This window comes from Cupriavidus sp. UYPR2.512 (genome assembly GCF_000379565.1).
In the GTDB taxonomy this organism is placed as follows: Bacteria; Pseudomonadota; Gammaproteobacteria; order Burkholderiales; family Burkholderiaceae; genus Cupriavidus.
In genome coordinates this window covers 445,073-467,583 of the sequence record NZ_KB902852.1, presented here as the reverse complement: position 1 = coordinate 467,583, position 22,511 = coordinate 445,073, and the positions used below count along the sequence as shown (strand labels likewise).

At 68.1% G+C, this 22,511-nt stretch carries 19 protein-coding genes; 12 read left to right on the top strand and 7 right to left on the bottom strand.

The features are described from left to right. Window positions 1-72: 72 nt before the first annotated feature. Complete coding sequence (locus A3A5_RS0102090) at window positions 73-1,284, bottom strand: acyl-CoA dehydrogenase family protein (RefSeq protein WP_018309007.1); 1,212 nt, start codon at window positions 1,282-1,284, stop codon at window positions 73-75. A gap of 223 nt (window positions 1,285-1,507) precedes the next feature. Between A3A5_RS0102090 and A3A5_RS0102085 the strand changes: the two genes are divergently transcribed. The 6 genes from A3A5_RS0102085 to A3A5_RS0102060 all read left to right on the top strand — a co-directional run bounded on the left by A3A5_RS0102085 (window position 1,508) and on the right by A3A5_RS0102060 (window position 7,879). After that, on the top strand, window positions 1,508-2,605 hold the full coding sequence (locus tag A3A5_RS0102085; RefSeq protein ID WP_018309006.1) for an LLM class flavin-dependent oxidoreductase: 1,098 nt from the start codon (window positions 1,508-1,510) through the stop codon (window positions 2,603-2,605). Between the two features lie 51 nt (window positions 2,606-2,656). Next, window positions 2,657-3,673, top strand: a complete 1,017-nt coding sequence (locus A3A5_RS0102080) for an ABC transporter substrate-binding protein (RefSeq protein ID WP_018309005.1) — start codon at window positions 2,657-2,659, stop codon at window positions 3,671-3,673. A gap of 4 nt (window positions 3,674-3,677) precedes the next feature. After that, window positions 3,678-4,736 carry an ABC transporter permease gene (locus tag A3A5_RS0102075; RefSeq protein ID WP_018309004.1) on the top strand — a complete coding sequence of 353 codons (1,059 nt, stop codon included), beginning with the start codon at window positions 3,678-3,680 and terminating at the stop codon, window positions 4,734-4,736. Beyond that, a complete protein-coding gene (locus A3A5_RS0102070) occupies window positions 4,730-5,608 on the top strand; it encodes an ABC transporter ATP-binding protein (protein WP_026200356.1) in 879 nt (292 codons plus the stop codon). Before A3A5_RS0102075 ends, A3A5_RS0102070 begins: the two co-directional genes overlap by 7 nt. Before the next feature lie 31 nt (window positions 5,609-5,639). Beyond that, a complete protein-coding gene (locus tag A3A5_RS0102065) occupies window positions 5,640-6,815 on the top strand; it encodes a cytochrome c (protein ID WP_018309002.1) in 1,176 nt (391 codons plus the stop codon). 164 nt (window positions 6,816-6,979) lie between these two features. Then, window positions 6,980-7,879, top strand: a complete 900-nt coding sequence (locus A3A5_RS0102060) for an EamA family transporter (protein WP_018309001.1) — start codon at window positions 6,980-6,982, stop codon at window positions 7,877-7,879. Here A3A5_RS0102060 and A3A5_RS0102055 read toward each other — a convergent pair. Beyond that, window positions 7,876-9,741, bottom strand: coding sequence for a bifunctional sugar phosphate isomerase/epimerase/4-hydroxyphenylpyruvate dioxygenase family protein (locus A3A5_RS0102055; RefSeq protein WP_018309000.1), 1,866 nt, complete (start codon window positions 9,739-9,741; stop codon window positions 7,876-7,878). The genes A3A5_RS0102060 and A3A5_RS0102055 overlap by 4 nt on opposite strands. Window positions 9,742-9,871: 130 nt before the next feature. Here A3A5_RS0102055 and A3A5_RS0102050 point away from each other — a divergent pair, with 130 nt between their 5' ends. Continuing rightward, window positions 9,872-10,639, top strand: coding sequence for an IclR family transcriptional regulator C-terminal domain-containing protein (locus A3A5_RS0102050; RefSeq protein ID WP_018308999.1), 768 nt, complete (start codon window positions 9,872-9,874; stop codon window positions 10,637-10,639). Here A3A5_RS0102050 and A3A5_RS0102045 read toward each other — a convergent pair. After that, entirely contained in the window at window positions 10,623-11,594 is a 972-nt protein-coding gene (locus tag A3A5_RS0102045) for a LysR family transcriptional regulator (protein WP_018308998.1), read from the bottom strand. The genes A3A5_RS0102050 and A3A5_RS0102045 overlap by 17 nt on opposite strands. Before the next feature lie 84 nt (window positions 11,595-11,678). On the opposite strand from A3A5_RS0102045, the gene aroQ reads away from it, so the two are divergent. After that, window positions 11,679-12,152 carry a type II 3-dehydroquinate dehydratase gene (gene aroQ, locus A3A5_RS0102040; protein ID WP_018308997.1) on the top strand — a complete coding sequence of 158 codons (474 nt, stop codon included), beginning with the start codon at window positions 11,679-11,681 and terminating at the stop codon, window positions 12,150-12,152. A gap of 92 nt (window positions 12,153-12,244) precedes the next feature. Here aroQ and A3A5_RS0102035 read toward each other — a convergent pair whose 3' ends face one another. The 3 genes from A3A5_RS0102035 to A3A5_RS0102025 form a co-directional block, all read right to left on the bottom strand. Further along, window positions 12,245-13,318: a porin gene (locus tag A3A5_RS0102035; RefSeq protein WP_018308996.1), complete on the bottom strand. Its 1,074-nt coding sequence runs from the start codon at window positions 13,316-13,318 to the stop codon at window positions 12,245-12,247. A 63-nt stretch (window positions 13,319-13,381) separates the two neighbouring features. Then, window positions 13,382-14,710: an MFS transporter gene (locus A3A5_RS0102030; protein WP_026200355.1), complete on the bottom strand. Its 1,329-nt coding sequence runs from the start codon at window positions 14,708-14,710 to the stop codon at window positions 13,382-13,384. Window positions 14,711-14,815: 105 nt separating this feature from the next. Next, complete coding sequence (locus A3A5_RS0102025; RefSeq protein WP_018308994.1) at window positions 14,816-15,649, bottom strand: shikimate dehydrogenase; 834 nt, start codon at window positions 15,647-15,649, stop codon at window positions 14,816-14,818. A gap of 304 nt (window positions 15,650-15,953) precedes the next feature. Here A3A5_RS0102025 and A3A5_RS0102020 point away from each other — a divergent pair, with 304 nt between their 5' ends. From A3A5_RS0102020 to A3A5_RS0102005, 4 genes are all read left to right on the top strand, one after another. Then, window positions 15,954-17,036: a 4-hydroxyphenylpyruvate dioxygenase family protein gene (locus A3A5_RS0102020; RefSeq protein WP_018308993.1), complete on the top strand. Its 1,083-nt coding sequence runs from the start codon at window positions 15,954-15,956 to the stop codon at window positions 17,034-17,036. 399 nt (window positions 17,037-17,435) lie between these two features. Further along, window positions 17,436-19,202, top strand: coding sequence for a sulfoacetaldehyde acetyltransferase (gene xsc, locus A3A5_RS0102015; RefSeq protein WP_035811738.1), 1,767 nt, complete (start codon window positions 17,436-17,438; stop codon window positions 19,200-19,202). 138 nt (window positions 19,203-19,340) lie between these two features. Beyond that, window positions 19,341-20,375, top strand: coding sequence for a phosphate acetyltransferase (gene pta / locus A3A5_RS0102010; protein ID WP_018308991.1), 1,035 nt, complete (start codon window positions 19,341-19,343; stop codon window positions 20,373-20,375). Beyond that, window positions 20,372-21,142: a sulfite exporter TauE/SafE family protein gene (locus tag A3A5_RS0102005; RefSeq protein ID WP_018308990.1), complete on the top strand. Its 771-nt coding sequence runs from the start codon at window positions 20,372-20,374 to the stop codon at window positions 21,140-21,142. Before pta ends, A3A5_RS0102005 begins: the two co-directional genes overlap by 4 nt. A gap of 39 nt (window positions 21,143-21,181) precedes the next feature. Here the strand turns inward: A3A5_RS0102005 and A3A5_RS0102000 are convergent, their stop codons facing one another. Continuing rightward, entirely contained in the window at window positions 21,182-22,486 is a 1,305-nt protein-coding gene (locus A3A5_RS0102000; protein WP_018308989.1) for an MFS transporter, read from the bottom strand. Window positions 22,487-22,511: the final 25 nt, after the last annotated feature.

Sequence of the window (22,511 nt, the reverse complement as noted above, 5' to 3'; positions counted from 1 at the left end):
CCGGGCGCCTGCGCTGCGGCCCTCTGCGGGGCGGTGCTGCCGCAAACATAGCACGGCCAGGCGGGCCCGCGCTTACAGGCCAAGCTGCGCACGCCCGGCGGCGACCAGGATGGAATCGTTCTGCGGGGTATGGATGCGGCTGCACAGCACGTCGCGGTAGTGGCGCTCGAGCGGGTTGTTGCGGCTCAACCCGTGGTTGCCTGACAGCTGCAGCGCCAGCTCCACCGCACGGATGGCATTGCTGGTCACGGTGTACTTGAGCAGTCCGCTGTCGGCCGGCGCGGGTGGCTCGCCCGCGCCAGTGCGCGCGGCGGCATCATCGAGCAGCACCTGGTTGGTCCGCAGCAGCGCCGCGATTTCGCCGATGGCTTCCTGCACGCGCGGCAGCGTGGCCAGCGGCGCGCCCAGGCTGGCGGGGGCGCGCTCGCGAACGAAATCGCCGATCCATGCGGCGGCAGCGCGTGCCACCGCGTCATAGAGGCTGCCCAGCAGCACGATCATCCAGGCCTGCTGGTCTGCATTGGCGTCGATGTCGGCCTGGCTGGCACCGGCCGGCGCCCATGCTGACGGCGGGCGGATATCGACTGCGTGGTCAGGCGGGATCCAGACGTTGTCGAGCACGGTCTCATGGCTGCCTGAAGCGCGCAGGCCAAGGTGGTTCCAGTTTTCGACGATGCGCACGCCCGCGATGCCGGCCGCCGGTCCGGGCACCAGGAACACGCCCACGCGCGGCTGAGGCTCATCGGTGCGCGCCCATACGGCCAGCCAGCGCAGCGCCGGAATGCCGGTGCTGTACAGCTTGCGGCCGCTGATGCGCCAGCCGTCGGCCACGCGCGCGGCCACCGTGGCCGGCAGGCCGCCGCGTGCCGGCGATCCCAGTTCCGGTTCCACCCGCAGCGCATTGATCAGCGCACCGTCCTGCACCGCACTGGCAAAGACCTGGTCGCGCACGGTCTGCGGCCAGCGCGAATCGGCGCGGGCGATCGCGCGGTGCTGCAGGTAGGTCATGGTCAGCACCAGCGCGGTCGCGGCGTCGCCGCCCGCCACCGCGGCCACGATGCGGCGCGCCTGCGCCAGGCCAGCTCCGCCGCCGCCCTGCGCGCGCGGCACCACCTGCGCAATCAGGCCATTGGCATGCAGCTGCGCCAAGTTGTCGTGCGCAAAGCTGGCAGCGGCATCGTGCGCGCCGGCACTGGAGGCAAAGCGCGCGGACAGCCCGGCCAGCACCTCGCCAAGGCGCGCTTCGCTGCTGGGCAGCCGGCGCAGGGTAGACGTCAAAGACATGGAAGAACACTCCGGGAAGGATGACGACGAGGCGCGCTGCCGGCACGCGGCTCGCACCGAATGCCGCAGAGTAGCGCCGACACCGCATTACGAAAACGACGCTTATTGAATATGGACCGTCGTTTTTATTCGTTAGCGAGCGCGCGCGCCTGTCGTACTTTCTGCCTCAGCCCAACACCATCCGGGCGGCGCTGCCGCCCTCACCGAACCCAGGAGAACGCACGTGAGCGTCAATTTCATCGGCATGATCCAGAGCCAGAAGCAGTCCGAGATCCATCCTCCGTCAGGCCCGGTGATTGATCGCGACTATGTGCGTGCCTTTGCCCAGGCCCATGAGCAGGCCGGCTTCGACCGCATCCTGGTGCCGCACCATTCCACCGGGCCGTCGGCCACGCTGACGATCGCCTACGCGGCCAGCGTGACCCGGCGCATCCACTTCATGCTGGCGCACCGCCCCGGCTTTACCGCGCCGACGCTGGCCGCGCGCCAGATCGCCACGCTCGACCAGTTCAGCGGCGGCCGCCTCGGGGTGCACTTCATCTCCGGCGGCTCGGACAGCGAGCAGCAGCGCGACGGCGATTTCCTCGGCCATGACCAGCGCTATGCGCGCACCGACGAGTACCTGCACATCCTGCGCCGCATCTGGACCGAGCCCGCGCCGTTCGACCACGAAGGCCAGTTCTACCGCTTTACGCAGGGCTTCTCCGAGGTCAAGCCCGCGCAGCAGCCGCATGTGCCGATCTACTTCGGCGGCGCCTCGGAAGCCGCGCTGGCCGTGGCCGGCAAGCATGCCGACGTCTACGCGCTGTGGGGCGAGTCGCTCGATCAGGTGCGCGAGCTGACCGCCCGCGTGCGTGCCGAAGCCGCGCAGCACGGGCGCACGGTGCGTTTCTCGGTGTCGTTCCGCCCGGTGCTGGCCGAGACCGAAGAAAAAGCCTGGGCCCGCGCCGACAGCATCCTGGAGCGCACCCGCGCCCTGCGCGTGCAGGCCGGCTACAGCCGCGGTGGCCCGCAGCAGAGCGAAGGCGCTCGGCGCCTGCTCGCGGCGGCCGACAAGGGCGACCGGGTCGACCAGCGCCTGTGGACCGCGATCGCGCGCGAGACCGGCGGGCGCTCCAACTCCACCGGCCTGGTCGGCACGCCGGAGCAAGTGGCGCAGGCCCTGCTGGCGTACTACGAACTGGGCGTCACCACCTTCCTGATCCGCGGCTTCGATCCGCTGGAAGACGCTATCGATTATGGCCGCGAGCTGATCCCGCGCGTGCGCGAGCTGGTGGCGCAGCACGACGCCGCGCAGCAGGCGCAGCGCAAGGCCGCCTGACGGCCTCACCACACCACACCACACCACACAACGAAGACGGGGAGTTTCACCATGAGCCAGGACAACAACCATGATGCCGACCCGCGCCGACGCAGCGTGCTGCGGCTGGCCGGCGCCGCGGCCATCGCCGCGCCGTCGCTGATCCTGGGCCGCCAGGCCTGGTCGGCGCCGCGCAAGCTGACCTTCGCGTGGAACCAGAACTCCTTCTGCCTGACGCCGATCGTGGTGGCGCAGGAGAAGGGCTTCTTCGAGAAGAACGGCTTGCAGGTCGACCTGATCAACTACAGCGGCTCGACCGACCAGTTGCTGGAATCGATCGCCACCGGCAAGGCCGATGCGGCGGTCGGCATGATCCACCGTTGGCTCAAGCCGCTGGAAGCGGGCTTCGACGTCAAGATCATCGGCAGCTCGCACGGCGGCTGCGTGCGGCTGGTGGGATCGAAAGCGGCGGGAGTCACCAGCCTGCAGCAGCTGAAGGGAAAGACCGTAGGCGTCAGCGACCTGGCGGCGCCGGGCAAGCACTTCTTCACCATCCTGCTGGCCAAGAACGGCATCGACCCGGACCGGGACATCACCTGGCGCCAGTACCCGGCCGACCTGCTGGGCGTGGCGGTGGACAAGGGCGAGATCCAGGCGATTGCCGACGGCGACCCCAACCTCTACCTGCTGGAAAAGCGCACCAACGGCGCCTACGTGGAACTGGCCACCAACCTCACCGGCGAGTACGCCCGCAAGGTCTGCTGCGTGGTCGGCGCCCGCGGCGAGCTGGTGCGCAACGACCGCCCCGCTGCCACGTCGCTGGCGCGCGCCATCGTGCAGGCCACCGGCTACGTCAATGAGAACCCCAACGAGGCCGCCAGGGTCTTTGCCAAGTATTCGCCCAAGATCAACCCGGAAGACCTGCGCAAGCTCTACGCCACGCTGACCTATACCCACCACCCGACCGGCGCCGACCTGCGCGACGAAATTGCCTTCTACGCCGATGATTTCCGCCGCATCGGCGTGCTGAAAAAGACCACCGATGCCAAACGCCTGGCGCAGCACGTCTACGCCAATGTGCTGGGGTGATGCCATGACGACAAGCCAACCTGCATTCGACGCCGGGCCAGCGCGCAAGCCAGCCGCCGCAACCGTGCCGCATGGCAGCGCGAGCGCGCGCGCGTCCGGCCCGGCCTGGGCCACCGGCATCCTCGCCGCGCTGGCGTGGGCCGCGTTCGGCGCGCTGACGTGGCTGTGGCCCAACCAGGCGGTGGGCTTCAGCGACTGGGCCTTTACGACGGAACTGGGCATTGCGGCGCTGGCCGGCGCCGCGTTGCTGGCACTGGTTGCGCTGGCCGGCCAGCGGGTCCGGGCGGCGCAACGCGCGCTGGCCGCGCTGCGCGCCGCCGGCCCGTGGCTGGTGGCGCTGCCCGTGGCCCTGGCCGCGTGGGAAATCCTGACCGCCAAGACCGCCATCCTGCCCACGCCCTTCTTCGCGCCGCCGCAGGCGCTGATCGAAGTCTATGCCGACGACTGGCGGCGCCTGGGCGACAGCGTGCTGAACACGATCAGGCTGCTCGGGCTGGGCGTGGCCTATGGCGGACTGGCCGGCTTCCTGGTGGGTGTGTCGATCGGCTGGTCGCGCCGCATCGGCTACTGGGTGCATCCGGTGCTGCGCGTGCTGGGCCCGCTGCCGTCAACCGCGCTGCTGCCGCTGACCTTCTACTTCTTCCCGTCGAGCTATTCCGCCGCGGTGTTCCTGATCGCGCTGGCCACTGCCTTCCCGGTCGCGGTGCTGACATGGTCAGGCGTGGCCGGCGTCAACAAGAGCTACTACGACGTCGCGCGCACCCTGGGCGCCTCGGGCTGGTTCCTGGTGCTGCGCGTGGCGATCCCGGCGGCGCTGCCGCAGGTATTCGTCGGCCTGTTCATGGGGCTGGGCGCTTCGTTCTCGGTGCTGGTGACGGCGGAGATGATGGGCGTGAAGTCGGGCCTGGGCTGGTACCTGACGTGGGCGCAGGGCTGGGCTTCGTACGTCAATATGTATGCGGCGCTGATCGTGATGGCGCTGCTGTTCTCGGGCGTGATCACGCTGTTGTTTGTTGCGCGCGATCGCGTGCTGTCGTGGCAAAAGGGGACGGTGAAATGGTGAGTGTTGTTGAGCGGTTGAATGCCTGGCGATCCAGCGGCCGCCCGCGGAAGGCTCCCCTCTCCCGCGAGCGGGAGAGGGGAGTTAACGCGGCGGCAGGCGCTACGTCCGGAGTTCTGACGGGCGCACGTATCGACATCCGGAAAGTCAGCCACCGGTTCGGTTCCGCCGATGACCAACTGCAAGTCCTCGACGACGTCGACCTCAACGTCGCCCCCGGCGAATTCGTCGCCCTGCTCGGTCCCAGCGGCTGCGGCAAGTCCACGCTGCTGCGCCTGGTCGCCGGCCTCGACCAACCCTCCTCCGGCGACATCCTGCAGGACGGCACGCCCATCACCGAGCCCGACCCTTCACGCATCGTCGTGTTCCAGGATCCCACGCTGTATCCCTGGCGCCGCGTCTGGGACAACGTCGCACTCGGCCTGCAGGCACGCGGCATCCTGGCGCAGGAGCGCCACCGCGTGGATGAGGCGCTGCGCCGCGTCGGCCTGGAAACCTTCGCCCGCGCCTTCCCGCACCAGCTCTCCGGCGGCATGGCGCAGCGCGTGGCGCTGGCGCGCGCGCTGGTCAATGATCCGCGCCTGCTGGTGCTGGACGAGCCGCTGGGCAAGCTGGACTCATTGACGCGGCTGGCGATGCAGAGCGACCTGGTCGATCTGTGGCAACGTTCGCGCTTCTCCGCGCTGCTGGTCACGCACGACGTGGAAGAAGCGCTGTTCCTGGCGCAGCGCGTGATCATCTTCAGTCAGCGTCCGGCGCGCATCACGGCGCAGATCCGGGTCGACCTGCCCTACCCGCGCCATCGCGGCGATCCGCGGCTGACCGGGCTGCGGCACGAAGCGCTGCGCCACCTGGGGCTGGACGCGAGCTGGTAATGGCGTTGCGCTTCACCTCGCGGGCCGCCAGATGAGCGGGCCGCCTCCGCAGGCATGGCTCAATGCACTGCTGGTCCTGATCGAGAAACTCCAGCTTGGCTTGCTGTCGCTATGGCATGCCCTTGGCCTGACCGGCGACAGCCACGGCCAGCCGGCGTGGCCGTGGGCATGGCGCGTGGCGGGCGAAACCCTGCTGATCGACCTGGGCCTCGCGCGCCAGGTCGGCCTGAGCCTGTGCGCCGTTGCCGTTGCCGTGGTGGCCGTCGCCGTCGCACTGGCATGGCGGCGCCATCGCGGCGTGCTGCTGGGCGCCGGTGCGCTGGCCCTGGCGGCGGCGCCGTGGCCCAGCGCATCGCTGCTGCTCGGGCCTGCGGTGCCGACCAGCTTCCACGCCAGCCCTACCCGCTTCTCCGTCGATGCCATCGCGCTCGGCGCCCGCGTCTATGCGCAACACTGCGCTGGCTGCCATGGTGTCGATGGCCGCGGAGAAGGTCCGTTGGCGGCAAGCCTGGCCAACTGGCCGCCAACGCTGGCCAGCCCGCTGCTGGCGCGCCGCGCCGATGGCGAGCTGTTCTGGCATGTGCTGGCCGGCATGCGCGACCGTTACGGCCAGCCCACCATGCCGGCTTTCGGCGATGCGCTTAGCCACCGTGAGGCCTGGGCCGTGATCGACTACATGAAAGCGATGTCGGCCGGCGGCGGTGCCGAGGGCAACTGGCCGGTACCGTTGCGGCTGCCAGAGATGGCCATCCGCTGCGCCAATGCCGCGCCGCTGGCGCTGTCGCAATGGCGCGGCGACCAGCGCGTGCGGCTGGTCGCGGTGGACGGAACGGCATCGTTGCCGTTCGAGGATCCCCGCTTCCTGACCGTGCTGGTCACGCCCGACGGGCGCCCACCCGCGCGGGTGCCGCGCTTTCGCGCCGGCTGCACGGCTGCTTCGGCAAAAGCATGGCAGGCGGTGGCAGCGATTGCCGGCCTGCCGCCCGCAAAGCTGGCGGGCACGCAGCTGCTCTCGGACCGTGCGGGATGGCTGCGCGCGCGTGGCATGCCTGGCAGCCAATGGTCCGATGCCGACCTCGTGTGCGTGTCAGCGCCCGCTGCCGGCACGGCGCGTGCCATGCCGAAGGCAGGCGATGGCCTGACGGCGCTGCTGCTGCGCATGGATGCCGAGCCGGTGCGCTTCGTCAAGGGCGGCTTTATCCATTGATGCCGCCGGCGACAGGACGGCACGCTGATCCGCCCCGATTATTCGCCGGCAGCGAATTCTGACTTTCCTGCCATCGCCGCTATCGCCCCCGCGCCTGAACTAACCTGCGCATCATGACGAAAACACTTCTGGAACCATGACATGGCGCGGATAAGGATGGCGGCGTGAGCGCCGTGGGAAGTGCGCGGCCCCTGCAGGGCATCACGCTGATGGTTGCCGCGGTGGCGTGCTTCGCCGCGCTCGACACGCAGACCAAGATCGCCGGACTGGCCGTGCCGATGGTGATGGCGCTGTGGCTGCGCTACCTGGTGCAGGCGGCGCTGACCGGCGCCGTGCTGCTGCCGGCCCGCGGCCGCGCCCTGCTGCGTACGCGCCGGCCGCTGCTGCAGGGCGCGCGGGCGGTGTTGATGCTGATGTCCAGCGCGTGCGCGTTCTACAGCCTGCAGGTGCTGCCGGTAGGCGAATTCACCGCCGTCGTCAGCCTGACCCCGCTGGCCATGGCGCTGGCCGCCGCCACCGTGCTCGGCGAACGCGTGTCGGCAGTGCGCTGGCTGTGCCTTCTCGCCGGTTTTGCCGGCGCGCTGGTAGTGATCCGCCCCGACGCCGGCCTGCAGCCCGCGCTGCTGCTGCCGCTGGCGACCGTGCTGTGCAATGCCGGCTACCAGTTGCTGACCAGCGTGCTGACGCGCGCCGACGGCGCCGGCACCACGCACTTCTATACCGGTTGCGTGGCCACGCTGCTGTTGTCGGCGGCGCTGCCGTTTGCCTGGACGTCGCGACTCACGCTGGGGCACTGGGGCCTGCTCGCGGGCATGGCACTGGCCGGCACCGCCGGCCACCTGTTCCTGGTGCTGGCGTACGCCCGCGCCCCGGTCAGCCTGCTGACACCCTACCTCTACCTGCAGATCGCCTTTGCCATGCTGGGCGGCTGGCTGGCGTTCGCCTACCTGCCCGACACATGGTCCGTGCTCGGCGTGGCGCTGATCGCGGCCAGCGGTTTGGCTGGCACCGTGGCGGCGGCGCGGGAACGACAGCTGCCAGGCCGCGCGGTCGGCGCGGCTTAGTAGTGCAACTGCGCCTGCGCCGCCATCCGCACCGCCGCGTTCGCCGCACCGTAGCCCAGATAGCCGGCGCGCTGCACCAGCTCGAAGAAGAAGCGGCCCTGGAACGGCGCGGTATACGCATGCAGGAAATCACCGCCCGCGTCCCGGTCATAGAGCAGGCCGAGCCGCTGCAAGCGCGCTAGCAGCGCATCGTCCAGCGCCAGCCGCGCGGCCACGTCGTCGTAGTAGTTGTCGGGCACGTGCAGCATCGTGGCGCGGGCGCGGTCGATGGTCTCCAGCGTCTGCTCGATATGGTCCGAGCGCAAAGCGATGTGATGCACGCCCGCACCCGAGTAGGCCGCGACGAAGCGCCCGGTGGCCGTGCGGCCGCTCTCCGACACATTGAGCGGGATGCGCACGTGCTGCCCGGGGCTGACCATGGCACGGCTTTTCACCAGGCCATAGGGATCGGCGATCTCGTGCATGGCTTCCGGCTCCATGCCGAACACCGAGCGGTAGAACAGCACGAAGGTATCGAGCCGGTTCGCGGGCAGCGCCTGGGCCAGGTGGTCGATAGCGGCGAGACCCGCGCCGTGATGGCTGGCGGGTGCCGGCGCATCGAGCACGAAGTCGCTCTCGTAGATGCTGCGGTCGGCGTCACGGTCATCAACCAGGTGGAACAGCATGCCGTCGGGCGAGCGCAGCGCGGGAATCACCCGCTCGTCCGGCCCCACCGGCTCATGCCACGCCTTGCACAGCAGCGCACTGGCGCGGGCCATCGCGCGCCGGGCGTCGTCCACGCGCAGCCCGATCGCGCATACCGACGGGCCGTGTAGCTGGAAATGCCCGGCGGCGGCGCTGTCCTGCTCGGCATTCAGGATCAGGTTGATACCGCCCTGGCGGTACAGGTCCACCGCCTTGGAGCGATGGCGGCCGGCATGGGCAAAGCCCAGCGAAGCCAGCCGTTGCGCCAGTTCGCGGCCGGCCACGTAGTCGACGGCGAACTCGATGAAATCGACGCCGCCCAGTACCGGCGGCTCGGGCAGCGGCGTGCCGCCCGCCTCGGACTCCAGCCAGATCAGCGAGCGCAGCCCGTCCTGCGCGGTCTGGCGTGCCGGCGCGGCGCGGAAGTCATCGTTGAAGACTTCCAGCGACAGCGGCCCGGCATAGCCCGCCTGCAGCACGGCGCGCGCGAAATCCGTCACCGGCAGGTCGCCCTGGCCGGGGAAGTTGCGGTAGTGGCGGCTCCACGACAGCACGTCCATCGACAGGCGCGGCGCATCGGCCAGCTGCACGAAGAAGATCTTGTCCGCCGACACGGCATCGAGGCCCTGCAGCGAATCGCCCAGCGACAGCGTGTGGAAGCTGTCCAGCACCAGCCCCAGTGCCGCGTGATCGGCTTGCCGCACGATTTCCCACGCCTGCTGCCAGCGGCGCGTATGGCGCCCCCATGCAAGCGCCTCGTAGCCCACGCGCAGGCCACGCCGCGCCGCGGCCTCGGCCATGCGGCGCAGGTCGGCGGCGGCGCGGGCCGGATCGTCGATGGCGGCGTCCTGGACATTGCTGCACACCAGCACCATCTCCGCCCCGAGTTGCTCCATCACGTCGAACTTGCGTTCGGCGCGCGCCAGGTTGCGCGCAAGCTGGTCGCCGGGCATGGCTTCAAAGTCGCGCAGCGGCTGGTAGAGGAAGACCTGCAGGCCCAGGTCCGCGGCCATGCGGCGCACGGCCGCCGGCGTGCCGTCGAAATGCAGCAGGTCGTTCTCGAAGATCTCCACGCCGTCGAACCCGGCCGCGGCGGCGGCTTCCAGCTTTTCCGGCAGGGTGCCGGAGAGCGAGACGGTGGCGATGGATTTGGGCAAGGGCTTGGGCGCTGCGGTCATGGCAAGAAACAAACTGGCTGCGATGAGCCAAGGGTATGAGCCAGGCGTGCGCACAACAACCACAATTCGCGCATAGGCGTGCGACAATCGCTCCTTTACGATCACGATTCGCGCGAAAACAGGGTTAACCATGGAAAAGGAAACGCTGAACCGACGCGACTGGATCGCGGGGCTGGAGAAAGGCCTGGCCATCCTGGAGGCTTTCGACCACGACCATCCGCGCCTGACGCCCACGCAGGCGGCCGAGCGGACCGGCCTGACGCGCACCGCCGCGCGCCGCTACCTGCTCACGCTGGAGCACCTGGGCTACACCACCAGCGACGGCACGCTGTTCAGCCTGACACCGCGCGTGCTCAAGGTGGGCTGGTCGTATTTCGATTCGGCGCGGCTGCCGCGCACGGTGCAGCCCTTCCTGCAGCAGATCACCGCGCAGCTTGGCGAGGCCGCCTATCTGAGCGTGCTCGACGGCTGGGAGCTGGTGTTTATCGCCCGCACCGGCACCAGCCGCGTGATGAGCACCGGCTTTGTGCTGGGCGCGCGCGTGCCGGCGCCGCTAGGCTCGGCCGGCGTGATGATGCTCGCCTCGCGCCCGCAAGACCAGGTGAAGGCATGGCTGGAGACCTGCGTGCTGGCGCCGTACACGCCCTACACCATCCTGCAGCACGACCGGCTGCTGGAAGAGATCCGCAAGGCCGGCGCGCAGGGCTACGCGATGCTGGAGCAGCAGTTGCAGACCGGCGTGCGCGGCGTTGCGGTGCCACTGCGCGACCGCCACGGCAAAGTGATCGCCGCGCTGTCAGTGAACATGCCGATCGGCGAGGAAACCCCGCAGCAGGCGCTGGACCGCGTACTGCAGGTGCTGCAGGACACCGCGCTGCTGATCATGCGGGTGCTTTAGGGTCTGCCTGGTCCAGGGTCGTCGCCAGCGCGCGCGGCCCTTGCGACAACTGCGCCTTCAGGAACTCGAGGCACACGCGCATCCGGCCTGACGCCGACGCCCGCGCGCTGGTCACGGCCCAGATATCGGCCGGCAGCTGCCAGTCTGGCAGCACGCGCACCAGTTCGCCCGCGCGCACGCTGGCGGCCACGTCCCAGACCGAGGCCATGATGATGCCGAAGCCTTCCAGTGCCCACTGGTAGGTCACGTCGCTGTGGTTCGATGCCATCGGCCCGGTCACTTTTACCGTCTCCCAGCCGCCCGGCCCCTGCAGGCGCCATACGCCGAAGGCCTGGTCGCGTTCGCGCAGCAGCAGGCAGTCGTGCCGGGGCAACTCGGCCGGGTGCGCCGGCATGCCGCGCCGCGCCAGGTAGGCGGGCGCGGCGCAAAGCACGCGGCTGCCCGTGGTGATCTTGCTGGCGATCAGGTGCGGTTCCTCGACCTCGCCCACGCGGATGTCGAGGTCGAAGCTCTCGCCGATCAGGTCGACGCGGCGGTCGAGCAGCTCCAGCCAGACCTCCAGCCCCGGATGCTGCTGCCGCAGCAGCGACAGCACCGGCGCCACATGCCGGCGCCCGAGCCGCACGCTGGTGGCGATGCGCAGCAGCCCGCGCGGTTCGCCGCCGGTGGCGCCCACGGCCTCGAGCATGCCGTCGACGTCTTCCAGGATTTTCTGCGCCCAGGCAAAGGCGCTCTCACCTTCGGCGGTCACGCTGACGCGGCGCGTGGTGCGGTGGAACAGCTTGGCACCGAGCATGGCTTCGAGCATGGCGATGCGCTTGCTCACATGGGCCGGCGAGATCCCCGTCTCGTTGGCGGCGGCGATAAAGCTGGCGCGCCGCGCTACCGTGCAGAACAGCCGCAGGTCCCGCAGGAACGGGTCATTGTTCGCCGTGAGCGCATTCTGAGTTTCCATGGCGGTCGATGATTGGATGAAGGGACTAACGATAGGCTATTGGCGATGGCCGCGCCAGCGCTGCGGCCGATTCCAGGAGACATGATGAAGACAGTACTGGTGCTCAACGGGCCCAACCTGAACCTGCTCGGCACCCGCGAGCCAGCCGTCTATGGCAGTGAAACGCTGGCGGATGTGGAACGCATCTGCCAGGAAGCCGCGCAGCGGCTAGGGCTGGAGGCGCAATGCCGGCAGACCAACCATGAAGGCCAGCTGATCGACTGGATCCACGAAGCGGGACGGCTGTGCGCGCAAGGGGAAATGGTCGGGGTGGTGCTGAACGCGGGGGCGCTCACGCATACGTCGATCGCGCTGCATGACGCGATCAAGGGGGCGGCGGTGCCGGTGGTGGAGTACCACATCTCCAACGTGCATGCGCGCGAAGCGTTCCGGCACAAGTCGTGGATTTCGCCGGTCGCGGTGGCGGTGATGGCGGGGTTGGGGGTGAACGGGTATGGACTGGCGATTGCGGCGCTGGCGCAGGTGACGGGGACAACAGCGGAATCAAGTCCGGCTTGAATGCCCGCCGGCAGCCGTTGCTCGCTGCCGGTTTGCTCCCTCTCCCGCTTGCGGGAGAGGGAGCAAACCAGCGGCTCGGAGGACGGTGAGCGTCAGAACTTATGCCTGACCCCTGCCATCACCCCAAGCCGCGTCTTGTTCCCGTACGTATTCCCGCTGCTCACAAACCCTGCCCCGCTGTTCAATGCAATCCACTGTCCCTGCAGATGGGTGTAATCCACTTCCATATACACATCGGTGCGCTTGCTGAAGTTGTAGTCCAGCATGCCCGCGGTGGTCAGCCGCTTGCCGCCCTGCCCCGCGTGCCGCAGCCAGTCGTACTGGACAGTGCCGATGAACGCCAGCGCATCCGTCAGGCTGAAGCGCGTGCCGACATAGCCTACGTTGTTGCGATAGTCCGCCACATCCAGCCGGTTGTTGGTATAGCCGAGGTAGTACTGCGCCCGCGCCGCCTTCCACGTCCCGCCCAGCCCCCACACGGTCTGCTTGCTGGCCTGCGCCGCGGGCACCGCGCCGAAGTAGGCCGAAGTGACGTTCTGCGTCTGCTGGTAGACCGCGCCGATCTCCAGCGGCCCCGAGCTGTACACCAGCGATCCGGCCGCGGCCGAGCCACTCTTGATACTGCCCGGCACCTCGCCGAAGGTGTAGGCCGCCGCTACCTGCAGGCCGTTGAAGCTCTTGATGTACTTGACGGTGTTGTCGTAGCGCAGCCCGGTGTAATTGCCGCCCTGGTAGCCGACGATGGAATTGTTGGCAAAGGCCATGGCCTCATACGACGAGAGCACCTCATGCGCCAGCGTGTACTGGCGGCCGAGCGCGAGCTTGCCGTAGCCGCCTTCCAGCCCGACCACCGCGGTGCGCCCGAACAGCCGCCCGCCCTGCTGGCTGGTGCCGGTGTCGGGCGCGAAGCCCGATTCCAGGATGAACCAGGCCTTGTTGCCGCCGCCGATATCCTCGGTGCCGCGCAGCCCCCAGCGGCTGCCGGTCAGCACGCCGTCGGTCATCTGCGTGCGGCCGTGGCCGGCCGCGTCTTCATGGGTGCTGTAGCGGATGGTGGTATCCAGCAGGCCATAAAGCGTGACGGGCGTGACCCCACCGGAAGTCTGGGCGACAGCGGGCAGGCTGCCCGCGCCAAGCGCGAGCAGCGCAATCAGTCGTTTTTGCATCGGAGTCTTGTCTCTGTCTTTGTTGTCGTATTGCTGCGTGATGACTGCCAGCGGGGATTGCCGTCAGGCGGCGTCAGGCACCTTGCGCGGGGCGAGGAAGAACAGCCACGTGAGCGCGATAAAGTAGGCGCACGGGATCATCGTGAACAGCACCGCATAGTTGTTGTGCGTCGACGTGAGCACGTAGCCGACCAGCTGCGTCATGAACATGCCGCCGATGGCGCCGATCATCCCGCCGAAGCCGAACACCGAGCTGACCACGTGCTTGGGCGTGTAGTCCATCACCATGCTCCAGATATTGGCGGTCCAGGCCTGGTGCGCGCCGATCGCCACGGAGATCGCGGCCACGGCCATCCACAGGCTGCTGGCGCCGGCGGCCATCACCACCGAGGTAATGCACGCGGCAAAGATCAGCATCGACAGCAGGCGCGCCCGCACCGCCGGCATGCCGCGGCTGATCAGCCACGACGACAGCGCACCGCCGCCAACGCTGCCCACATCGGCCGCCAGGTAGATCACGATCAGCGGCAGGCCCATCTGCGTGACGCTGATGCCGAGCTGGTACTGCTGGTTCAGGAACGGCGGCAGCCAGTACAGGTAGAACCAGAACACCGGCGCGGTGATGGCGTACGCCAGTGCGAAGGCCCAGGTGCCGCGCATGCGCAGGATCTGCGCGTAGCGGATGCGATGCGGCGCCGGTTCGACATCACGCGTGATGTGGTCCAGTTCCGCGGCGCTGACGCTCGGGTGCTGTTCCGGGTTGTGGTAGCGCGTGCACCAGAACGCGAGCCAGACCGCGCCCAGCGAGGCAATCGCGATGAACGCGGCCTGCCAGCCCCACGCCTGCAGGATCAGCGGCAGCATGATCGGCGTGAGCATCGCCCCGACATTAGTGCCGGCATTGAAGATGCCGGTGGCAATGGCGCGCTCGCTGGCCGGAAACCAGATCCGCGTAGTCTTGACGCACGCCGGGTAGTTGGCCGCTTCCGACAGGCCCAGGAAGAAACGGCAGATCATGAAGCCGGCCGCCGAGGCCGCAAGCGCGTGCGCGCCGCTGGCAATGCTCCACAGCAGCACCGCCAGCGCGAAGGCGCGCTTGACGCCGACCATGTCGATAAACCGGCCCTGCAGCGCAAAGCCGATGGCATAGCCCACCTGGAACCAGAAGTTGATATTGGCGTAGTCCTGCGCGGTCCAGGCCATGGCCTTGGCCAGCACCGGCTGCAGCACGCCCAGCGCGGCGCGGTCGACGTAGTTCAGCGTGGTCGCGAAGAACACCAGCGCCAGCATGCCCCAGCGCACCTTGCCGAAGGCAAAGGCGGCGCGCACCTTGTCGCCGATCGAGTTGCCGAATGCAGCAGCCGCCGGCAGCTCCTTGTGAGTCATTGTCATATTGTCTGTCTCCACCAATGGATAGGAAATGCTTGCCGGCGCGCCTTTATGTGGCGGGGTGCGCTCGGCTTCGGGCCGGAACCCTGGTCCCGGCCCCACGATGCGTCAATACCGGATCTGCGCCACCTCGCGCAGCGCGTCGGGCGTGGCCGTGCCGTAGCCGAAGAACTCCAGGTAGGCGGGGATCATCTCGAACAGCATGTCGGTGCCCACCTGCACCTTGCAGCCGCGGGCCAGGGCGGCCTGCAGCAAGGGCGTGTATTCCTGTTTCATCACCACCTCGCCCACCATGGCGCCGGGGGCGATGCGCGCCACGTCGAACGGCAACGGGTCGCCGGGATGCATCCCCAGCGGCGTGGCATTGACCACCACGTCGAAGCCATGCGGATCGGCCGAGCCGGTGCTGACGCGCAGCGCCGGGTAGTGCGCGGCCAGGCGCTGCGCCAGCGCGCGCGCGGCCGCCTCACGGGCGTCGAACAGCGCCAGCTCCGCCACGCCCGCAGCCGCCAGCGACGCGGCGATCGCGCTGCCCACCCCGCCGCTGCCGGAGACGATGGCGCGCGCGCCCTCCAGCCGGCAGCCCTTGCGCATGATGCCGCGCACGAAGCCTTCGCCATCGAACTGGCCGCCGACCAGGGCGCCGTCGTCGCGGCGCAGCACGGCGTTGCAGGCGCCGGCGATGCGGGCGGCCGGCGTAAGTTCATCCACCAGTTCAACCGTGGCAACCTTGTGCGGCATGGTCACCAGCGCACCGCGGATATTGGTCAGGCGGAACAGCGCGCCGAACACGTCAGCATAGTCGTCCGGCTTCACACCCATCGGCACCACCGCGGCGTCGATGCCCTGCCGGTCGAACCAGGGGTTGTAGATCATCGGCGCCTTGAACGACTCCGTGGGATAGCCGAGATGCGGGATAAGCGTGGTCTTGCCGTTGATCATGATGTGCCTGAGTCCGGGGAATCGCGCTCCGGAGCCGGCAGGTGGACCTTGCTGAAGGACCTGGCGGAGGACGGGGGCGCGTCGTTGACCGGAGATTAGTGCCCCGCCGCCCCTCAGCCAACTGTCTTTTTCGCCATATTGCGCGATTAATGAACGCATATGCGCGATCATAGTACGCACTGCGGGTTTCTACGGGGAGCGCCAATTGCCGCCCGGACGCGGCCCGGCGTGGTCGGATTGCTATGATCGGTCGTCGCCGCAAGGCCCGGCATCGCACTCAGCCAACCTTTCAGGAGCCACGACAATGAGCGCCGCAGAAGTCCTATCCCCGCGCGCGGACGATTTCCAGCCCTGGGACAATCCGCTCGGCATCCAGGGCTATGAGTTCATCGAATTTGCCTCGCCCGACCCGGCCGCGCTGGGCCGGACGCTGGAACGCCTTGGCTTTGCCGCCATCGCCCGCCACCGCCACAAGGCGGTAAAGCTGTACCGGCAGGGCGAGATGAACTTTATCGTCGACGCCGAACCGGATTCATTCGCCACGCGCTATGCCGGCAGGTACGGCCTGTCGATCTGCGCCATCGGCATCCGCGTCAACGATGCCGCGGCCGCCTTTACCCGCGCGCTGGAAGCGGGCGCATGGCCATTTGAAGGCGGCACGGTGGGGCCGATGGAGCTCAACATCCCAGCCATCCAGGGTATCGGGCAATCCATCCTGTATTTCATCGACCGCTGGCGCGGCAAGGAAGGCCGGCCTGGCGACGTCGGCGATATCTCGATCTACGACGTCGATTTCCGCCCGCTGCCGCAAGCCGGCAACCCGCCCGACGCCGGCCTCGTCCGCGTCGACCACCTGACCCAGGCCGTCGAGCCAGGCCATCTCCAGGAATGGCTGGAGTTCTACCGCAAGGTGCTGGGTTTCCGCGAGTTGCGGGTGGGCGGCGAGGCGCGCGCGCTGGTGTCGCCTTGCGGGCGCATCCGCATCCCGCTGTATGAGAAAGGCACGCCGCGCCACGACCAGATGCGTCACTACCTGTCGGACCAGCACGGCGAAGGCATCCAGCATATTGCGCTGGCCAGCGACGACATCCTGGCCAGTGCCGCGGCGCTGACGGGCCATGGCGTGCAGTTTGTGCAGCCACCCGCGGCCTACTACGACTCCGTGGACGCTCGCGTGCCCGGCCATGGCCTGGACCTGGCCGCGCTGGGGCGCTACGGCATCCTGGTCGACGGCAGCGCGCACGGCGACCGCACGCGCGAGCGCTTCCAGCAGGCCTTCCTGAAGCGCGAGGCGGGCGAGTTCTTCTTCGAGATCGTCCAGCGCGACGGCCACCTCGGCTTCGGCGAGGGCAACCTTCCGGTGCTTGAGGCGCTGTCGACGCGCTGAATCCCTTCCGCTTGCCGTAACGCCGCGCACCGCGCGGCACCCACTCCCTCCCCTCTTTCCAGCGCCGGTTGTCCACCGGCGCTGCGCCGCCCGCTCATTCCCGGTCTCTCATTTTTCGCCAATCTCGGCGAGCAATAAGTTACGTCTAAATCTCTTTGCACGTAACTTATCTCAATTTTTCATGTTTTTCATTCCGAAAAACAAAACTCTTGTTGACCAACCCAGATCTTCCGCCTACATTTCCCCCAGCAAACAAGTTTCCGGAACGTTTAGCTCCACTTTATAAGACCCTCATCAGGAGACAACGCCATGCGCGACCTCGATACCACCTCGAATCCCGCCGTTTCCGGTGGCTCGGCTGCCGCGAAGGAGAGCCAGGTCCCGGCCGGACCGCAGACCATGACCCCGTCCGAAGCCTTTGTCGAAACGCTGGCCGCCAATGGCGTGACCGACATGTTCGGCATCATGGGCTCGGCCTTCATGGATGCGATGGACATCTTCGCGCCGGCGGGAATCCGCCTGATCCCGGTGGTGCACGAGCAAGGCGCCGGCCACATGGCCGACGGCTACGCCCGCGTGTCGGGCCGCCATGGGGTGGTGATCGGCCAGAACGGCCCCGGCATCTCCAACTGCGTGACCTCGATCGCCGCTGCCTACTGGGCCCACAGCCCGGTGGTGATCGTCACGCCCGAGGCCGGCACCATGGGCATTGGCCTGGGCGGCTTCCAGGAAGCCAACCAGCTGCCGATGTTCCAGGAGTTCACCAAGTACCAGGGCCACGTCACCAACCCGGCGCGCATGGCCGAGTTCACCGCCCGCTGCTTCGACCGCGCCACCGCGGAAATGGGCCCGACCCAGCTGAACATCCCGCGTGACCACTTCTACGGCAAGGTCAATGTCGAAATCCCGCAGCCGCGCCGCCTCGACCGCGGCCCCGGCGGCGAGCAGAGCCTGAATGAAGCGGCCGAGCTGCTGGCCAACGCCAAGTTCCCGGTGATCATCTCGGGCGGCGGCGTGGTGATGGCCGATGCGATCGAAGAGTGCAAGGCTCTGGCCGAGCGCCTGGGCGCGCCGGTGGTCAACAGCTACCTGCACAACGACTCGTTCCCCGCCAGCCACCCGCTGTGGTGCGGCCCGCTGGGCTACCAGGGCTCGAAGGCGGCGATGAAGCTGATCTCGCGCGCCGACGTGGTGATCGCGCTGGGCTCGCGCCTGGGGCCGTTCGGCACGCTGCCGCAGCACGGCATGGACTACTGGCCGAAGAACGCCAAGATCATCCAGATCGACGCCGACCACAAGATGCTGGGCCTGGTGAAGAAGATCTCGGTGGGCATCTGCGGCGACGCCAAGGCCGCCGCCATCGCGCTGACGCAGCGCCTGGCTGGCCGCACCCTGGCCTGCGACGCCACCCGCGACGGCCGCGCCACGGAAATCGCCAACGAAAAGGCCGCGTGGGAGAAGGAGCTGGACGACTGGACCCATGAGCGCGACCGGTACAGCCTGGACATGATCGAAGAGCAGAAGCAGGAGCGCACGCCCACCGGCGGCCACTACCTGCATCCGCGCCAGGTGCTGCGCGAGCTGGAAAAGGCCATGCCGGAAGATGTGATGGTGTCCACCGACATCGGCAACATCAACTCGGTGGCCAACAGCTACCTGCGCTTCGAGAAGCCGCGCAGCTTCTTCGCGGCGATGAGCTGGGGCAACTGCGGCTACGCCTTCCCGACCATCATCGGCGCCAAGGTCGCGGCACCGCACCGCCCGGCCGTGTCGTACGCCGGTGACGGCGCCTGGGGCATGAGCCTGATGGAAACCATGACTTGCGTGCGCCACAACATCCCGGTGACCGCGGTGGTGTTCCACAACCGCCAGTGGGGCGCGGAAAAGAAGAACCAGGTGGACTTCTACAACCGCCGCTTTGTGGCGGGCGAGCTGGACAACCAGAGCTTTGCCGACATCGCCAAGGCGATGGGTGCGGAAGGCATCGTGGTCGATCGGCTGGAAGATGTCGGCCCGGCACTGAAGCGCGCCATCGACCTGCAGATGAACCACGGCAAGACCACGATCATCGAGATCATGTGCACGCGTGAACTGGGCGACCCGTTCCGCCGCGATGCCCTGGCCAAGCCGGTGCGTTACCTGGACAAGTACAAGGACTACGTCTGACCGGCGCATTGCATCCCGCTAGTGCATCTCGCTAGCTGGTGGTGTGCCCCTTCTCCCGCTTGCGGGAGAGGGGAGAACCCCAAGGGCATAGCGCAAGTCGCTGGCCCTTTTTTTCGTTTTTACACAGCCCATCCCGCCATGAAAGCCATCCTCCGCATCATCGACCGCGCCCGCGCCGCCCCCCGCCGCATCGTGCTGTGCGAGGCCGAAGACCCGCGCATCCTGCAGGCCGCGCAACGCGCCACGCAGGAAGGCATCGCCCACCTCGTGCTGGTCGGCAACACGCGCCAGATCAACGCCGCCGCAGCCATCCACGGCATCGGGCTGGACGGCATGACGCTGGTCGACCCGGCCACCTCGGCGCTCACGCCCTCGTTCGCGCAGCAACTCTTTGCGCTGCGCCAGAAGAAGGGCATGACGCTCGATGAAGCCAGGCGCGCCGTGCTCGATCCCCTGTGCTTCGCCAATCTGATGGTGCGCCTCGGCCACGCCGACGGCTCGGTGGCGGGCGCCGCCCATACCACCGCCGACGTGGTGCGCAACGCAATCCAGCTGATCGGGCTGGCACCCGGCTTCCGGCTGGTGTCTAGCTTCTTCCTGATGATGCTGTGCGAGCCTTTCCACACGCTCAAGGGCGGGCTGATCTTCTCCGACTGCGGGCTGGTGGTGGATCCGGATGCCGATGCGCTTGCCGATATCGCCATGGCCGCGGCCGACAGCGCACGCACGTTGCTGATGGAAGAGCCACGCGTGGCCATGCTGTCGTTCTCGACCAGCGGCAGCGCCCACCATGCGGCCGTGGACAAGGTCGTGGCCGCCACCGAGCGCGTGCGCGCGCAACGGCCGGGCCTGGCCATCGATGGCGACGTGCAGCTCGATGCCGCTATCGTCGCCGAGATCGCCGCGCGCAAGGTCGCGCATTCACAGGTGAACGGCCACGCCAACGTGCTGGTGTTCCCCAGCCTCGAAGCCGGCAATATCGGCTACAAGCTGGCCGAGCGGGTCGGTGGCGCCAAGGCCATCGGGCCGATGCTGCAGGGGCTGAACAAGCCCGCCAACGACCTGTCGCGCGGCTGCAGCGCCGACGATGTGTTCCATGTCATCGCCGTCACCGTGGTCCAGGCGCAAGCCACCGCGGAACAGGCCACCAAGGGCGAGCAGGCGGCGGCATGAAAGCAGAACTGTTGTTGCCGCTGCTGGGCCTGCAGGCCCTGCTCGGCGCCGGCACCTATTTCCAGACGGTGACCGGCTTTGGCCTTGGCATGATCGTGATGGGCGCCACCAGCGGGCTCGGGCTGGCGCCCGTGGCCACCGTGGCCGCGGTGGTCAGCCTTGTCACGCTGGCCAACAGCGCCTGCGCGCTGCCCGGCAAGTTCCAGCATATCGACTGGCGCGCCGTTGGTGCCGCCGCCATCGGCATCCTGCCGTCGGTGCTGGTCGGCGTGGTGGTGCTGGAGTACCTGAGTTCCTCGGCCGCCACGCTGCTGCAATTGCTGCTTGGCGCCGTGATCCTGTATGGCGGCCTGAGCTCGGCGTTCAGGCCCGAGCCGCTGTCGCGCCGCTCCGGAGACGGCAGCTTTTTCATGAGCGGGGTCTTTGGCGGGTTGCTGAGCGGCATGTTCGGCGTATCCGGGCCGCCGCTGATCTTCCAGTTCTACCGGCAGCCGATGAAGCCGGTGGAAATCCGCTGCGCGCTGATCCTGGTCTTTACCGTGACCTCGACGGTGCGCACGCTGTTCTCGGCCTGGCAAGGACAACTGGATGCCGCGATCTGGCTGCAGGCCGCGGTCGGGGTGCCGGTGGTGGTGATTGCAACGCTGCTGGGCCGTCGCTTTCCGCCGCCGTTCTCACCGACCACCACGCGCAGGGTGGCGTTCGGGGTGTTGATCGGGATCGGGGTCAGCCTGATGCTGCCGGCGCTTTCGGCGTGGGTGTTCTAAAAAAGGGCGCCCAGCGCGCCCTTAGTACCGGGACCGGCCTCAGGCGACCGTCCCCGCCGGCCGGGCGATCGGCGCGGCCTCTTCTCTGTCCCCGCCATCACCCGCCTGCCCAAGATCCATGCCCGTCGTCTCGGGCAACAGCACCGCGGCAACCACCACCATCACATAGCCAACCCCCGCCACGATGGCGATGGCACCCGGCAGCGATGTGTGGCCTGAACTGAGCCATCCCACCGAAAGCGGAAACAGCGACCCGATCACCCGCCCGGCGTTGTATGACACGCCATACCCGGTCGCCCGGATATCGTTGGGAAAGGACTCCGAGATCGTCGCCCCGATGCCCGAGAACACGCCCTGCATCAGGATGCCCAGCGGAAATCCCAGGAACAGCATTGACGTATTCGACACCGGCATCACCATATAGACCAGCGCCGCAACGAATGCCCCCGCCGCAAATACGATGTACGTCAGCCGCCGCCCCCAGCGGTCCGTGGCATAGGCGCCCGCCACGTAGCCGATCAGTGAGCCGACGATGGTCACCGCCAGGTAAGAACTGGTGCCGAACACCGACAGGCCTCGCTCGATCTTGAGAAAGGTCGGCAGCCACGTGGCGATGGCGTAGTACGCGCCCAGCATGCCGCCGGAAAGCAGGCTGCACAGCAGGGTCTTGGATAGCAGCGGCCCGCGGAACAGCCGTCCGAGGCCTGCCAGCGCCGTTTCCTGCCGGCCGGCCGCCCGGCTCTTCAGGAAAATTTCCGGCTCTTCCAGGTTGCGGCGCAGGTAGACCACCACCAGCGCCGGCAGGATGCCGAGGAAGAAGCAGACCCGCCATGCCGTCTCCGCCGGCAGCACGCTGAAGGCGATCGCATACACGATGGCCGCTGCGCCCCAGCCGAACGAATAGCTGCTGGCGGTAAAGCCCGAGTATTTGCCGCGGTGCGCCGGGTTGCGGATCATCTCCGTCACCAGCACCATGCACAGCGAAGACTCCCCGCCAAACCCCAGGCCCTGGATCATGCGGAACACCATCAACTGCTCCGGCGACTGCGCCAGCCCGCACAGGAAGCAGGCCCCCGCGAACACCACGATGGTCCAGCGCAGCACCCGCACGCGCCCGTAGCGGTCAGCCAGGATGCCGGCCCCGATCGCGCCCACCAGCGACGACACCAGCGTCCACGTGACGATGGCGCCCGCCGTCGACTTGCTCATGCCCCACTGCCCGAGCAGCGTGGAGATGAGGAAGGAATAAATCATGAAGTCGAACACGTCGACCGCATGCCCCAGGAACGCGCCATAAAACCCCTTGCGCTCCATGCGCGACAAATCACGGAACCAGTCAAACATGATTCCCTCCCCTGTGGTGTGTATG

Excerpts from the sequence above, each read along its gene's own strand:
- A3A5_RS0102090 (WP_018309007.1), bottom strand. The coding sequence starts at position 1,284 with ATGTCTTTGACGTCTACCCTGCGCCGGCTGCCCAGCAGCGAAGCGCGC.
- xsc (WP_035811738.1), top strand. The coding sequence starts at position 17,436 with ATGACCCCGTCCGAAGCCTTTGTCGAAACGCTGGCCGCCAATGGCGTG.
- A3A5_RS0102055 (WP_018309000.1), bottom strand. The coding sequence starts at position 9,741 with ATGACCGCAGCGCCCAAGCCCTTGCCCAAATCCATCGCCACCGTCTCG.
- A3A5_RS0102005 (WP_018308990.1), top strand. The coding sequence starts at position 20,372 with ATGAAAGCAGAACTGTTGTTGCCGCTGCTGGGCCTGCAGGCCCTGCTC.
- A3A5_RS0102035 (WP_018308996.1), bottom strand. The coding sequence starts at position 13,318 with ATGCAAAAACGACTGATTGCGCTGCTCGCGCTTGGCGCGGGCAGCCTG.
- A3A5_RS0102025 (WP_018308994.1), bottom strand. The coding sequence starts at position 15,649 with ATGATCAACGGCAAGACCACGCTTATCCCGCATCTCGGCTATCCCACG.
- pta (WP_018308991.1), top strand. The coding sequence starts at position 19,341 with ATGAAAGCCATCCTCCGCATCATCGACCGCGCCCGCGCCGCCCCCCGC.
- A3A5_RS0102020 (WP_018308993.1), top strand. The coding sequence starts at position 15,954 with ATGAGCGCCGCAGAAGTCCTATCCCCGCGCGCGGACGATTTCCAGCCC.
- A3A5_RS0102030 (WP_026200355.1), bottom strand. The coding sequence starts at position 14,710 with ATGACAATGACTCACAAGGAGCTGCCGGCGGCTGCTGCATTCGGCAAC.
- A3A5_RS0102050 (WP_018308999.1), top strand. The coding sequence starts at position 9,872 with ATGGAAAAGGAAACGCTGAACCGACGCGACTGGATCGCGGGGCTGGAG.
- A3A5_RS0102075 (WP_018309004.1), top strand. The coding sequence starts at position 3,678 with ATGACGACAAGCCAACCTGCATTCGACGCCGGGCCAGCGCGCAAGCCA.
- A3A5_RS0102065 (WP_018309002.1), top strand. The coding sequence starts at position 5,640 with ATGAGCGGGCCGCCTCCGCAGGCATGGCTCAATGCACTGCTGGTCCTG.
- A3A5_RS0102000 (WP_018308989.1), bottom strand. The coding sequence starts at position 22,486 with ATGTTTGACTGGTTCCGTGATTTGTCGCGCATGGAGCGCAAGGGGTTT.
- A3A5_RS0102080 (WP_018309005.1), top strand. The coding sequence starts at position 2,657 with ATGAGCCAGGACAACAACCATGATGCCGACCCGCGCCGACGCAGCGTG.
- A3A5_RS0102045 (WP_018308998.1), bottom strand. The coding sequence starts at position 11,594 with ATGGAAACTCAGAATGCGCTCACGGCGAACAATGACCCGTTCCTGCGG.
- aroQ (WP_018308997.1), top strand. The coding sequence starts at position 11,679 with ATGAAGACAGTACTGGTGCTCAACGGGCCCAACCTGAACCTGCTCGGC.
- A3A5_RS0102070 (WP_026200356.1), top strand. The coding sequence starts at position 4,730 with ATGGTGAGTGTTGTTGAGCGGTTGAATGCCTGGCGATCCAGCGGCCGC.